This window comes from Microcoleus sp. bin38.metabat.b11b12b14.051 (genome assembly GCF_013299165.1).
GTDB lineage: Bacteria > Cyanobacteriota > Cyanobacteriia > Cyanobacteriales > Microcoleaceae > Microcoleus.
This window is the reverse complement of record NZ_JAAFKD010000041.1, coordinates 36,044-49,815: the sequence shown is the minus strand read 5'-3', so window position 1 is coordinate 49,815 and position 13,772 is coordinate 36,044. Positions and strand designations below refer to the sequence as shown.

At 44.3% G+C, this 13,772-nt stretch carries 16 protein-coding genes; 10 read left to right on the top strand and 6 right to left on the bottom strand.

The genetic code is table 11. The features are described from left to right. Window positions 1–64 precede the first annotated feature (64 nt). Together QZW47_RS27600 and QZW47_RS27595 are read left to right on the top strand one after the other, a co-directional pair. Complete coding sequence (locus QZW47_RS27600; protein WP_293134698.1) at window positions 65–487, top strand: YqhA family protein; 423 nt, start codon at window positions 65–67, stop codon at window positions 485–487. A gap of 197 nt (window positions 488–684) precedes the next feature. Further along, window positions 685–924: a ChaB family protein gene (locus QZW47_RS27595; protein ID WP_293134696.1), complete on the top strand. Its 240-nt coding sequence runs from the start codon at window positions 685–687 to the stop codon at window positions 922–924. Between the two features lie 188 nt (window positions 925–1,112). Here the strand turns inward: QZW47_RS27595 and QZW47_RS27590 are convergent, their stop codons facing one another. Together QZW47_RS27590 and QZW47_RS27585 are read right to left on the bottom strand one after the other, a co-directional pair. Continuing rightward, a complete protein-coding gene (locus tag QZW47_RS27590; protein ID WP_293134693.1) occupies window positions 1,113–1,259 on the bottom strand; it encodes a hypothetical protein in 147 nt (48 codons plus the stop codon). 24 nt (window positions 1,260–1,283) lie between these two features. Next, the gene (locus tag QZW47_RS27585) at window positions 1,284–1,919 is read right to left on the bottom strand and encodes a hypothetical protein (RefSeq protein WP_293134690.1); all 636 of its coding nucleotides are present in this window, start codon (window positions 1,917–1,919) and stop codon (window positions 1,284–1,286) included. A 248-nt stretch (window positions 1,920–2,167) separates the two neighbouring features. Between QZW47_RS27585 and QZW47_RS27580 the strand changes: the two genes are divergently transcribed. Beyond that, a complete protein-coding gene (locus QZW47_RS27580; protein WP_293134687.1) occupies window positions 2,168–2,887 on the top strand; it encodes a methyltransferase in 720 nt (239 codons plus the stop codon). 24 nt (window positions 2,888–2,911) lie between these two features. Then, a complete protein-coding gene (locus QZW47_RS27575; RefSeq protein WP_293134684.1) occupies window positions 2,912–3,106 on the top strand; it encodes a hypothetical protein in 195 nt (64 codons plus the stop codon). A gap of 308 nt (window positions 3,107–3,414) precedes the next feature. Here QZW47_RS27575 and QZW47_RS27570 read toward each other — a convergent pair whose 3' ends face one another. The 3 genes from QZW47_RS27570 to QZW47_RS27560 all read right to left on the bottom strand — a co-directional run bounded on the left by QZW47_RS27570 (window position 3,415) and on the right by QZW47_RS27560 (window position 6,959). Further along, on the bottom strand, window positions 3,415–4,536 hold the full coding sequence (locus QZW47_RS27570) for an iron-containing redox enzyme family protein (protein WP_293134681.1): 1,122 nt from the start codon (window positions 4,534–4,536) through the stop codon (window positions 3,415–3,417). 427 nt (window positions 4,537–4,963) lie between these two features. Next, on the bottom strand, window positions 4,964–6,268 hold the full coding sequence (locus QZW47_RS27565) for a sterol desaturase family protein (RefSeq protein ID WP_293134678.1): 1,305 nt from the start codon (window positions 6,266–6,268) through the stop codon (window positions 4,964–4,966). A 124-nt stretch (window positions 6,269–6,392) separates the two neighbouring features. Beyond that, complete coding sequence (locus QZW47_RS27560) at window positions 6,393–6,959, bottom strand: type IV pilin-like G/H family protein (RefSeq protein WP_293134675.1); 567 nt, start codon at window positions 6,957–6,959, stop codon at window positions 6,393–6,395. Window positions 6,960–7,239: 280 nt separating this feature from the next. Between QZW47_RS27560 and QZW47_RS27555 the strand changes: the two genes are divergently transcribed. Continuing rightward, on the top strand, window positions 7,240–7,800 hold the full coding sequence (locus QZW47_RS27555; RefSeq protein WP_293134672.1) for a Uma2 family endonuclease: 561 nt from the start codon (window positions 7,240–7,242) through the stop codon (window positions 7,798–7,800). A 210-nt stretch (window positions 7,801–8,010) separates the two neighbouring features. Here QZW47_RS27555 and QZW47_RS27550 read toward each other — a convergent pair whose 3' ends face one another. Further along, window positions 8,011–9,834, bottom strand: a complete 1,824-nt coding sequence (locus tag QZW47_RS27550) for an AAA-like domain-containing protein (RefSeq protein WP_293134669.1) — start codon at window positions 9,832–9,834, stop codon at window positions 8,011–8,013. Between the two features lie 160 nt (window positions 9,835–9,994). Here QZW47_RS27550 and QZW47_RS27545 point away from each other — a divergent pair, with 160 nt between their 5' ends. The 5 genes from QZW47_RS27545 (at window position 9,995) to QZW47_RS27525 (ending at window position 13,769) form a co-directional block, all read left to right on the top strand. After that, on the top strand, window positions 9,995–10,135 hold the full coding sequence (locus tag QZW47_RS27545) for a hypothetical protein (protein ID WP_293134666.1): 141 nt from the start codon (window positions 9,995–9,997) through the stop codon (window positions 10,133–10,135). 946 nt (window positions 10,136–11,081) lie between these two features. Next, window positions 11,082–11,621 carry an NfeD family protein gene (locus tag QZW47_RS27540; RefSeq protein WP_293134663.1) on the top strand — a complete coding sequence of 180 codons (540 nt, stop codon included), beginning with the start codon at window positions 11,082–11,084 and terminating at the stop codon, window positions 11,619–11,621. A 213-nt stretch (window positions 11,622–11,834) separates the two neighbouring features. Further along, window positions 11,835–12,395 (top strand): paraslipin, encoded by a 561-nt coding sequence (locus QZW47_RS27535; protein ID WP_293134660.1) that lies wholly within the window; start codon window positions 11,835–11,837, stop codon window positions 12,393–12,395. A gap of 248 nt (window positions 12,396–12,643) precedes the next feature. Then, complete coding sequence (locus QZW47_RS27530; RefSeq protein WP_293134657.1) at window positions 12,644–13,159, top strand: type IV pilin-like G/H family protein; 516 nt, start codon at window positions 12,644–12,646, stop codon at window positions 13,157–13,159. Between the two features lie 106 nt (window positions 13,160–13,265). After that, window positions 13,266–13,769, top strand: a complete 504-nt coding sequence (locus tag QZW47_RS27525) for a type IV pilin-like G/H family protein (RefSeq protein WP_293134654.1) — start codon at window positions 13,266–13,268, stop codon at window positions 13,767–13,769. Window positions 13,770–13,772: the final 3 nt, after the last annotated feature.

Here is a 13,772-nt window from a genome sequence, read left to right as displayed (position 1 = left end):
GTCAATTTAACTGGTTCACTCAAGATCATTTTTACCATCTCAATCACACAAGTCACAACTGCTGATGTCAGATTTTTTGTTTCCTAACCCTTTTAGTATAACTGGGGTTATATTTAATTGCAAGCCCCTAAGTACAGGAGAGGTTACCAGCGAGCACTCGAAACAACTGATTCTGTCGTTTATAGAAGTTGTAGATTTGTTTCTGCTAGCCACAGTATTTTACATTACAGCCCTCGGACTTTACGAGCTGTTTATTGACGAGCGGATTAAAGTACCGCACTGGCTGGAAATTCATAGCATCGACGACCTCAAAACCAAACTCACCAGCGTGATCGTCGTCGTATTGAGCGTATTGTTTCTCGCTGAGGTAGTCAGATGGAAGGGCGATCCAAACATCCTTCCCCTGGGAGTGAGCATCGCCTTAATAATCGCTGCACAGACATATTTTTTAAGTTCCCAGGTGAAAAAGCCCAAGTCTGATTTATAGCTATTTTTGCAGGTAAATCCCCAAATATGGCGCCACCACCAAGAGTCCCAAAATAGCTTTTGGTAAGCGTAATATCTTTTATATTACATCTATCTTAGGGAGTAAAAATCTGCAATCTTAAACTTGCTTTTAGAGAGAGGAAGATAGTTGGTTCGAGTAGATAACATTCAAATTGTGTTTAATAATTGGATGTCATTATGCCAGAACAACAGTTTGACGGCTTACCTTCAGAAGCACAACAACTTCCTCAAGGAGCACAGAATATTTTTCAAGCCGCTTTTAAGAGCGCTAGCGAAGATGGAATGAGCCAAGATGCTGCGACTCGCGTTGCTTGGAACAGCGTAAAATCTGAGTATGTTCAAGGTGACGGCGGCTGGCATCACAAAGGCGATGATACTAACCAAACTCGCAAATCTGTACAGTCTGGTGGCAATTAGGCATTAGGCATTAGTCATCAGTCATTAGTCATCAGTCATTAGTTGTATCGTGTCCGCTCAAATAACCTCGGTCATGTTAGATCGCTGTAATAAAGGTTCGTAGTGAGGACTTCAGTCCGCATTTTCAGAGGACTGAAGTCCTCACTACAAACCAATCATTGTATTGATGAATTGATAAAAAGTTAGGTTTATAGCTGCCGGATTCTGCCCTGTTCCATATCTAAATCCTGCGGTTGAGCCGCTATAGCAATCGCCACAGCGGTGAGGACATAAATAACCTCATGAATAGAGCCGATCGCCCATAGCAGAAACGGTTTGATTTTCTTTCTCTGCAACTGTCAACTGTCAACAGTCCACTGCTATAATGTAACGTACTCGCTCGGGCGGCGCATATCCCATTGCAATTGGGCTAAAACCAGCAAGCTAAATACCATGACAAATCCCGTAAACAGGAAAGACCAACCGCTGGTATAAGGCAAAATTGCAATTCCCAACAGGTGAAAAAAACTGGCAGCTAACAGCGCGCGCGATCGCAGGGCCAATCCAGTCCAAAAATATCCGAGTCCGCTCATTCCCAGCCACAGCGGACAGAGATTTGCCAACACTTTTCCCCAACCCAAAAAAATGCCCAAGTCAGTCAGCAGCAATCCCAATAACATCAGGATTACCCAACCGTAAAGCACCCAAGTCAAGCGTTCTTTTTTGACCCAACAGTACGTCCAGCAAACCATAGCCACTGTACCTACGAGGCTGAGTACAGACCACAAAGCTGCTTGCAACATCCAACTCACCGGAAAAAATTGTGCCGTACCAAACATTGGTATCAACAGCAAGCCCCACATTAGGCAAGCTCGATCTAGGCAAGTATAAAATGTTGAGTAAGATCGTTTTTTTCCTAGGGGAAATTCAAAGTGCCAAATTCCTTCTAATTCCAGAATGTCAGGGTTAAGCTGTTTGCGGCGCAGAGGCGGAACTGAACAATTAAAAAAACTCATATTTTACAAAATTTCAATTCATGATTACTTGCTTATGTCCTATCTCACCAGCAATTTTTAGAATTGCAATCAGTCAATTGGATTAATATCGTGTTTTTTTTTATAACTCGGAAGTGATACTTGTTCCAGGGCAAGAGCTAAAGCCATAAGAGAGAGATTTATGAAGTTTATAAAATAGCTCTTGCGACGGATGGCTGCACTGTTATTTATTAGATACTTTGAAAAAAGTAAACCTTGTTACAGAATTTATGCTCACTTCATCCCATCCTCTCAAACAAGTATTTCACTGCCCGGAAGAATCAGATTTTTACTCGCATTGCTTGGAAAGTCTAGTGTTGAATGCCAGCGACGAATCTCGATCGCTCGTAGAGTTTGGTTCTGGAGAGGGCAGCCCAGTTATTAAATCTTTGCTGAGAAGTGATTTTGACGGAACAATCCAGGGATTTGAGCTGAATAATGTAGCTTGGAAAATTGCTCAATCTCAAATTAAGCAATACGAACTGAGCCAACAATACACTGTTCACAATTGCTCTTTTTTTGATTCGCCTTTATACCATTCGGCAGATTGTGTAATCTCAAATCCGCCTTATTTACCCGCTGCCGATGATAAGATTTATCAGCCGCTGTTGCACGGCGGGACAGATGGCTCGACCATTGCTAAGAAACTTTTATCTTTGGACTGCGAACAAGTTTTGTTGATGGTTTCGAGCTATTCTAATCCTGTGGGATTGGTTGATTATGCCTTGGAGCGAGGCTACTCGGTGGCGAATTTTGAGATGGCACCTTTAACTTTTGGCTATTACAGTTCGGAGCAGAAGGTGAAAAGCACGATCGCCAATCTCAGAAAACAGGGCATGGCTTTTTATTCGGAAAATATCTATCTGCTGGCGGGAGTGTTGTTTCAAAAGCAGCAAAAGTCGCAAAGAGATTTGTCGATCGAGCTAATTCAGCTCTTGACTGCGCTGTAAAACACAGCGTTGGTAGATAGTAGGGTGCGTCAGTCACAAACTGTTTTAGCTGAGTTAAAGCTTGTGACTGACGCACCCTACGCACCCGCGCCCGATCGCCCTTTAATTGTGGCCGCTTGGATCGATGTTGGTAGGGTGCGTCAGTCACAAACTGCTGGAGTTGACTCAAAGCTTGTGACTGACGCACCCGCGCGAGATAGCTGCCCGATCGCCCTTTAATTGTGGCCGCTTGGATCGATGTTGGTAGGGTGCGTCAGTCACAAACTGCTGGAGTTGACTCAAAGCTTGTGACTGACGCACCCGCGCGAGATAGCTGCCCGATCGCCCTTTAATTGTGGCCGCTTGGATCGATGTTGGTAGGGTGCGTCAGTCACAAACTGCTGGAGTTGACTCAAAGCTTGTGACTGACGCACCCGCGCGAGATAGCTGCCCGATCGCCCTTTAATTGTGGCCGCTTGGATCGATGTTGGTAGGGTGCGTCAGTCACAAACTGCTGGAGTTGACTCAAAGCTTGTGACTGACGCACCCTACGCACCCGCGCCCGATCGCCCTTTAATTGTGGCCGCTTGGATCGATCGCACTACAGCCAACCCAGCCCGATCGCCGATCGACTTCTCCTGATCGTAGCCCAACAGCAATTCCCAGGCCTCATCCGGGTATCTGTCTGCCAGCGGGATCGCCACCTCATCAAGCATCCAGCGCCCGTGACGTTCATCTTCTCGGATGTGGAGTTCCCAGTAACCCATCGCAGCTTGCGAGAGGCCCAGACGCTGCGCGGCGGCTAGATAATTGCGGTAAGCCACTGGCCCGGCGATCTCAAAATAAGTAAGTCCGCCGTTGTAGCGCAGAAAATGGCGCTTGCGCTCGGTAAGCAAGAAATTGTGGTTGATGCTGGCGAGCACTTGCCAAGGCACTATATCGAAGTAGGCTTCCGGTTCCGTACTCATGCCGAATTCTGCCAGCATTTGGGCAAAATAAGTCGAGTGCTTCCGGGCTAAGCGACCGCCGCCGTATTCTTCGATCAGCACCCGCGTCAGCGTTGACTGAATTTCGTTGCCGGCACCGCCGATGATGCGAGAAACGCGGCTGGCTTCCACTAAACCGTCGAAGGAGGCGATCGCCAGCAGGTGTCTGTATCCCCCTTCAGTCATCTGTTCCCGCAGGTAGCGATCGATCTGGGTGAGTTCTGGATTGACATCGGCTGCGGCGCGATCGCGCAGAGCTTGCTTGACATCCTCAATGTTTTGCAGCGCTGCAACGTCGATTTGGGCGATTTCCCACTGCTGCCAGGGTGCTTCGATGCGATCGCGCACTGAACGCAAATAGTGCGATCGTTCGTTGTTGTAGCGGCGCAAGTCGTCGTACCAAAACAAGTTGAGGCGGTTGATGCGGTACAGCAGGCGCTGCAAGAACAGGTGAGCGGCCTCATCGCCCTCCGGTTGCTGGTATGCCGATCGCACCGCCACGGCGATCGCGCTTTCCAAATCGCTGACAAGTAACGGTTTTGCCACCACCGTCTTGTCTAAATCTTCCATCTCTAGCAAATTGACAAATTGGCGATCGGCTGCATCGTAATTTGGGAGTGTCGGCTTATTTTTAGGAAGAGTCGGCGAGTCAATTTTTGGGAGTAAGTCTGCGGTATTTTGCATGGAATCAAGTTATCTTAACTCAGATTATTGTGCTGCCTACCACCACAGCCAACCGTTGTAGATTGCTGAAGATTTTGGCTAGTTAATTTCAAGATAACGAATCAGTCAGCCGGATACACCTTTCTATTGATAGATATTTTTGAGTTATCATTGTTATCTGCTCTGCCTTTAACTAACCATTTATATCATGTCAGGTTCGTAGTGCGGAATGCGAGTCCGCAGCATAAAAGCGGACTGAAGTCCGCACTACAAACCGACTTTAGTCCGCAGCATAAAAGCGGACTGAAGTCCGCACTACAAACCGACTTTAGTCCGCAACATAAAAGCGGACTGAAGTCCGCACTACAAACCGGCAACGCTTCTGTTGAATATCCCAGATTCACGGCGCTGCAAGTAAATCTCCAATCTCCAATCTCCAATCTCCAATCTAAAATCGAGTGACTGGCTGTGGGAGCGATCGACTAATTGGCGCTAATATTTGAGCATCTTGTGTAGCACGTACAGCTTCCCGCCACGCTGTGATACCGCCTGAGAGGAAAGCTAAACTCAAATTAGTTTTTTGCAATTTTTGATATGCTTTAACCGATCGCCCGCCCCGCGCGCAATAAAGTACAATAGTTGGCTGAGTGCGATCGGAATTGACACTCGATCGAGCAATAGCCTGCACTTGCTTGACACCGAATCCAGCCTCAATATCAATTAGGGGAACCAGCGGACTTTCACCGATGCGATCTTCGGCGTACTCTTCGGGCGATCGCACGTCAATCAAAATCACTGATTTTAACTTACCCTGCTGCAATTCGGCAACGGTTACTTTTTTGGCATTCAAACTAGCGGCAAAAGTCGGAATATCCATGTGATTAATTAAGGCAAATGCACTAAGAGTACAAACAGTAATCAAGCAAACACCAGAAAATACTCGCAAAGGGCGTAAATAGCGAATCATATCTTTTTTGAATTTGTCATTTAGCATTTTTATTGTTCCTAGAAACGGATAGAGTAGTTGTCCGAGATAGCCAACAGATATGCGATCGGAGATACCATATTTTTGGGGTCTTTTCCCTGCTGGCATATAGAGAGTGCCAAACAGTAAATCTAACAGTGGCAACTGAACCGCAAAGTTTTTGTTATAAATCTCCGGAATTTTAGTATGATGCCATTGATGAAATTCTGGAGTAGCAACGAACCATTTTAGCACACCAAATCTGATATTAATATTAGCATGAATCAGAAATGCGATCGCCGCCGAATAAAGACCATAAACTACCAAATTTTCCTTGGTAAATCCCAACCAGAAAAGAGGCAGAATTTTGCAAATCTGAGTAAAAACTTGCTCGCAGGGATGCACCCGCACTGCTGCCAACCAGTCCATACGTTCGATGCTGTGATGGACTGCATGAAATTGCCAAAGCCAGGGTACTTCATGCAGCAGTCGGTGAGCGATATAATATGCCAGATCGGAAACGATAACTACTTCGACAAACTGCAACCAGACGGGTTGAGAAGCTACTTTGCTTTGCAATTCCGGGTTGAGAAAATTAGTCATCATTGACAAAGTTACAGTTGCAACAATAGCAACAGACTTGCCAATAAAATGACCAGTAAAAAAATAGGTAGCATCGGTTGCCCATCCGAGACGGAATATCTTTTGCTTGTGCAAGGAAAAGATTCTTTCCAGGGGAATGAAGATGCAGGCTAAGATGATGAACCCTTTGACAATTTCTGGTAACATGAGATGATCATTGACAGTTGACAGTTGACAGAAGAGCCCGCCCGCGGAGTCGAGGGGTTGACAGTTGACAGAAGAGCCCGCCCGCGGAGTCGAGGGGTTGACAGTTGACAGGTAATGTCTATATTTACTTACTCACTTCTGTACTACCAGCAGGGCAGACAAAACCATCATTGTCAAGGATAGGATTAGGCAGTTGGGTCTTCCCAGGAGAATTTGCTTGACACAGAATGCCTACAGTAGTCTTGTCGTTGTTAGCTGGGGAAACAGGTAGTATAAATACCGCCCCGACATAGCTAGGCAAATTATGGGTTTTGCTGATGGATACCGCATAACTAAATGCAGCATTTTTTGTAATGCTGATTGAATAGTTATAGTTGATTGTCTGAGTTTTAATGCCCAGCCCCAAGTCATTAAGGGAATTAGAAAATACACCTTTTTCTGCAAAATTAGCTTGTTGGGCGCGGTTCATTGAACCCACATATTGCCTACCTTCTAACCGCCTCGCTTTCAGGGAACAATCCAGAAAAGAAGGAAGGGCGATCGCAGCAAGAATTATAATTATCACGAGCAAAATAATCAGTTCCACTAAAGTGAATCCCCCATCGTTTTTTTTATTACGAATAATGTTTTTTTCTGAAAATTGTGCTTGTTTGTTGAGTGCATCGAGTTGAGGTTTTGTCTTAAGCTGCATGGTTGTTCTCCAAATGTGTGATTAGAGTATTTTTTAAATGAGTAATGGTTAGAGGAGAGGCGCGATGATATTCTGGTTTCAGGTAAATGCCTGATTTCAGTGCGGCGGGGCTTCCAAAGTTCGCATAATGCGCCTTGCTTCTACTCTATCTCTATTAAATCACCAGGCTATTTGAGAACTTGAGTGAGTTCTCATCGACTTCTCATCGACTTTAGACATTACTGGTATTTAATAGCCCGACTGACTATAATTGAATAAATGCTTAGAGGAACGGTAAATTATGGCTGTGCAGTTGCTCAAAAGACTTTTCACAGTTGAAGAATACCATGAGATGGGTAAAGCAGGGATTCTTGCGGAGGGCGATCGACTAGAATTGATAGAAGGAGAACTTGTTGAAATGGCAGCTATTGGAACTCGTCACGCAGGTTGCGTTAACCGCATTACTCGAATCTTCTGCCGACTTCCAGAAGAAAGTGCGATTGTGACTGTACAAAACCCGATTCAAGTCAGCCAGCGAACTGAACCGCAACCGGATTTAGTGTTGTTACAACCTCGCGCCGATTACTATTCAACCGCCCATCCGCTACCATCGGAAGTTTTGCTGTTAATAGAAGTAGCTGATACTTCCATAGATTATGACAGAGATGTGAAACTTCCTATTTATGCCCGATCGCAAATTCAGGAAGTCTGGATTGTCAATTTACAGGAAAACTGCTTGGAAGTTTACCGCCAGCCGACTGTTAACGGTTACGGTTTAATCCTCCGGTTTTGGCGGGGCGACGAAGTTTCGCCGCTGGCTTTTCCCGAATTTGTAGTTAGTGTGGATTTGGCGATCGGCTAAATAATAGACTTGAATTATAAAAATAATTAGGACGCTGCTCAAAGCCCATACCACAATTTTTTTATTCTTGTGGGACGGGCTTCTAGCCTGTAGGAAAAATAATTAGGACGCTGCTCAAAGCCCATCCCACAATTTTTTTATTCTTGTGGGACGGGCTTCTAGCCTGTCCAAAAATTTGATTCAAATGATTTTTACAATCTTGTCTAAGGATTATTTGCATTCTAGGCGATCGCGAAAATACTCCTCATACAAACAGCATCTCGCACTGCAATAATTACCATCCAGTTTCACCAAACCCATACTGTTCAATTTAAACGCTAATTCCGACTTCAACCTGACGGGATTTGAGACACTCGCAACCTCTCCCATCGCCTCGATTAATTCGGGATATTTTTCTAAATTCCACAAATGGCGGCGCAAATGATCGGTGTAAATTCCGGTTTCGGTTGTCGCCGATTTTAACAATTGATTTAAAGTCACATCTTGACAGACAATGCGATACATAGCCAGCCGCACTAAATAGGGATGTCCGCCCACTAAAGCCATCAAGTCTGCAACTTCTGTCGCACTCCAATTCAGTCCGTGTCGCCTCGCCAAATCTTGCACTTGCTGCGAATTAAACTCGGACAATTCAATCGGCAATCCGACATTAAACGGCGATTTATTCACATCTAGCGGGATGTAAACTTCGGTGGAATGTACCACAATCAAACGAAACTTTTTCCAAATATCTCGCCGCTTCGCTTCTTCATGCAAAGCGCGCAACAACCCAAAAAAGTCGTCGGCAATTTCCGGGGATTCAAACAGGCGATCGCTCTCATCCAAACCTAACGTCAGAGGCGGTGACGATTCTGACAGCAAATACTGTTCAAAATAAGCCTTGCAGCACTGATTGCTGCCAATCATATCGGCTAATTCCCAGCACTTCGGCAAGTGTTCCAGCATTCCCAATTCTTGACCGACGCTAGCACAAAACCACTGCAAAAAAGTATCAGAATTAGCGAATATTCTCCGATTTGCTAGCTGAAAACTCAGGGCTACCGTGCGAGAACCTTGCGCTTCTGCGTGATGCAAAATCCGCGCCATCAAGGAAGTTTTGCCCATCTGTCTGGGCGCTTTGATGCGGATCAGGGCTCCCGGTTGGGCGATCGCCTCGTAACACCGCGATTCGATCGGAGGGCGATCGACATAAAAGCGAGAAGCGACTTCTACTTGTCCTCCCGGCAATTCTGGCGCTGCTGCTGGCTGGGGTGGAATTATTGACTGTTTTGTGCTAGTAATTGAGTTCCAATTTACAGCGAATTCATGGTCGGCAGTTAACGATGTGCGGCCTTCTTTGATGATAGTTAAAATTTCTGATAATAACTTTGATGAGTCGCCCGCACAACGCCAAATCCAGGGCTGAATTCCTTGTAAACAACTGAACAAATCAAAGGAAAGCGGTGTATTTGACTCAAGGCAAATCGGTAAAATAGCTGTTTTTTTAGCAGTTAAATTGTGCAAATGCTTGGCTAACTGCACTTGTTCTAATATCATTTCGCTGGCGGCCGATTCTGCGGATATTAGCAGCAGTAAATAATCGGAAAGCTTTAAATACGATCGTGAGTCGCTGCTGTTGTTAATTAAAAAGACTTCGTGGCCCCCGGCGCTCAAAGTTTCGTGCAACTGCTGGGAAAGAATGTGGTTTGAGATCGATCGCGCGTTAGTGTTAGCAAAGCGATCCGTAGCAAAGCCCGCCCCTACGGGGGCTACGCCAACGAAAGTGATCGCCACTTTTGCGCTCACCACCCGTACCTCCTCCGGCTCCGAATTCGCCTCAAAATCGGCTAAATCCCGCCATTCCTGCCCCAATCCGCGACAAATTTCGATGAAATTGACATAATCCACAGGTTTGCCATTCAGGAAATGACTGACAGTAGATTGCGCCATCCCTAAATCCTCAGCCAGGATTTTCTGACTGGGAAAGCCATTTCTCAGGAGAGACGATTTAACTGCACGAATGAACTCTTCGCGCACTTTTAGCGATCGTGGCATTGCTTATCGCGATCGAGACACTGCAACCATCATAAAGGACAGCCGCCCGAAAGTCGATGAAAAGTCGATGAATTTTCCAATAAGTCAGTCGTCAACTCAAATAGTGGCCTGATTTGATTAGAAATAACAAGGTTGGATCGCATCAAAACGAGGTAAACGCATGGTGCATTTTCTCCTAATTTGGTCGCTGGCGTCAGCTACCGAGCCACCGAGTTTCGCCTTCACACCGCCGATGTTGTTGCTGGGAGTTGTGCTAAGTGCGATCGATATATTAATTCTCACAACTCACCCGCCCAGATAAAGTTTTGACTGCAAAAATATCTCTTATGTCATTTATCCGAACCATTTTTCAGTTAATTGTTGCTGGTTCAGCAATGTATCTATCTATTTATTACTGCATTTCTTATGCTAGTATGTCGGCTCAGTTTTACGGCGGTAAACTTGACCCGGACACTGGTGGACTTGGATTCGGTATGTTGTTGGGTATTTATTTATATCCGTCGTTACTCTTCCTGATTTTTTCAGGAACATGGATATACAAAAACTTTTCCAGTATTTTATCTTGCTATTTTATCACTGTTTTTGTAGTAAATATAATTGTCTGCAATCTAATAAACAGAACTACATTGATAGGATTAATAGCTGGCTTTCTTGTGGTGTCCATGATGCTATCTCCACTAATTATTTTAGTCTCTACGACAGCGCATTATACAGCATCCATATTTCACCGCTGGCGAGGACAGCGATAGCGAAGCGCTCATACTTTTAGCGCGCACAGCTAGCGTGTTGGTGCAGGCACAATAGAAGTAGATGCAGGACAAGGCGTGTCAACTTAACATCAAATGCTGTACCGATATCGTTTGTAAGTCCGACAGTCCGACAGGGAATTCATTCCCTGTCTCATAGCGAAAGTCCTCTCAAAGAGGACTGAAAAGCCAATTAAATAAACCTCTTAATCCTCAACTTTAAATCTCAAATCTCCAATCTAAAATCAATCATTCCCAATCTAAAATCTAAAATCTAAAATTGATAGTCGGTTTTAACCGACTTTCGCTTTGAGGCAGGGGTTTAAACCCCTGCCTCAATGCGGATTTGACCTTAAATTGACTGCTAACCCTCCCTAAAGTCGATAAAAAGTCGATGAAAAGTCGATGAATTTTCCAATAAGTCACTCACCAACTCAAATAGCGGCCTGATTAGATTAGAAATAACAAGGTTCAGCACTGTCTAAAGGAGGTAAAAGCATTGTGCATTCTATCCTAATTTGGTCGCTGGCGTCAGCCACTAATCGATCGGGTTTCGCCTTCACACCGCCGATGTTTTGGTTGCTGCTAGGGGTTGTGCTAAGTGCGATCGATCTATTAATCATCACAACTCAGCCACAAAGATACAGATATTACCTGCTGATGATGGGAGTTGCTGCTCTAATTTCATCCTTTATTTTGTGGAGAGGATCGGTAACATTTCAATTCAGTTGGGCAAATGTAATGTATGAAGATTTTGACTGGCAGATATCCTACTGGATGGGAATAGCCCTCGCGCTGAGTATCTGGATTAGACCAATTTTCATTTTTCGCAAAAAGTTTGTCATTCCTGAATCCACCGCAGCAACAACTATCTCCGAAATTCTATCTGGAGAAACTGGAATGGTGATTTATGAGGGTGCTTCTTGGAAAGCTCGCAATGAAGATTCCCAACTAATCGCATCCCGACAAAAAGTTTACGTTTTGCGCCGGGAAGGAAACACGCTGATTGTGATACCTGACAGATTAATTCACAACAGCTAAATCTGGGTTTGTTATTTCTTTTATTAGACGGCGATTGAAATCGCTTCTACACAAACAAAGTCCGCCTCCGCGGACTAAGAAATCACTGTCAACTGTCAACTTTGATCGATCGGCGATTGAAATCGCTTCTACACAAACAAAGTCCGCCTCCGCGGACTAAGAAATCACTGTCAACTGTCAACTATCAACTGTCAACTGTTTAGGAGATTCACTATGTATCAGTATTTTTTGATGGTGTTGTTTGCAATCACCGGAGTATCCTTAGCCAGCAGCGTTAAAATTGTCCGTCAAGGAGATGAGGCTTTAGTTGAAATTTTCGGAAAGTACGATCGCAAAAAACTAGAACCTGGTATCACATTTCTGATTCCCTTTGTCGAGCAAGTCGCCTACCAACAAACTCTGCGCGAGCAAATGTTAAAACTGCCACCGCAACAATGTGCAACTCACGATCGCGTTTTTGTCACCCTGGAATTTATTGTGTACTGGCGAGTAATTGACTTAGAAAAAGCTTCCTACAAAGTGCAGAATCTCAAGGAAGCTATGTTCAATATGCTGATTCTTTGCATTCGGACTCAGATTGCTAAGTTAACTGTCGAGGAACTTCATACAGCTCGCCATCAACTCAATAATACTTTAGTGGAGGAGTTGGATACAACCACCGATCCGTGGGGTGTCAAGTTTACGAGGGTGGAGTTGCGCGATTTTGCGATCGGCACTAAAACGATTAAACCAGAATATTCCGACAAAAAAGAAGCATCAAAGTTGCGATATTAGGAATTAGTATTTCCTCGTTTTCCTCGCTCCCAGTATCTGCCCATTCCTGAAAAAAAACACGTCAAACCCAAAGTCCAGCAGGGGTTTAAACCCCTGCCTCAAAGCGAAAGTCCTCTAAAGAGGACTAAGAAGAAGACTTTTAAATTCATTAGTCCTCTTTAGAGGACTTAAGCTTTGAGACAGGGAATTCATTCCCTGTCGGACTGTCGGACTATCGGTTTTACTATAAACAAAGAGGATACACTACCATGAGTCCAGAAAATTCTCTATCAGCTATCATTTCAGTTTATCGTTACGAATGCTTCTTGTTTTCAATGTACGTCGGAGTAATTGGCGTGCTAGCTCACCCCTCATTTATTAACGATAAAATTCGGGAGATGCCATCGGAACCAAAACAGTATCTTAGCTCAATGAACAGAGGGCAAACAGCCTATTTTGCTCAAAAAAATACTTTGGCTAATTCTGTTGAAGCATTGGCAACAGGCATTCAAACTGAAACCCCAAATTACAAGTATTCAGTTCATGCCACCAAGCAAGCAGCATTTAATTATGGACTATCCAAGCACTTAAAAAATACAAGTTATGTGGGCGGTGTCTTTGTAGTTCCTGCTAAAGAAGTCGATCAAAATGCTGCCAAAGATGAACTCAAGACAATAGCCATATTGTGCAAAGCTGATTTTCCAGGTTTAATTCAAGTGGCAGAACCCACTTATCAAAATGGTAAAACTGCTTGCGGCAAAGGCACGACAGCAGTGACCGAATAATTTAAATTTAGGGCGGATCATGACAGCCGATTACAATATTAAATCGGCATTTACTTGATTTTTCAAGGACTAAAGTCCTTACTACAAACAAAGAGGAGATTATACCATGCGTCAAGAAAATTCTAAGCCAGCTAATGGTTGCGGATGTTTAGTGCTTTTAATGTGTATTGGAGTATTGACCGCGATCGCTGTACCATCTTATCTGAATATGGCAAATAAGGCTAAGCAATCAGAAGGCAAACAGTATGTTAGTTCGCTGAACAAAGGTCAGCAAGCTAAATTTGCAGAAAACAATGCTTTTAGCAATTCTATTGCTGCTTTAGAACTTCGGCTTAAAACCGAAACAACCAACTACAAGTATTCAACTCTGGCTAGAAAGCAAGCTGCTTTTAATTATGGAGTGTCCAAGCAAAAAACAGAAAAAAGTTATGTTGGTGCTGTCTTTCTAGTTCCTGCCAAAGAAGTCGATCCCAATGCTGCTAAAGATGAAATGAGAACAAGATCCATCTTGTGCGAAGCTGACGATCGCGGTACAATTGAACCAGGGGAACCAATTTATCAAAATGGCAAACTTATTTGCGGCCAAGGCACAACGGAAGTGACAAAATAATCT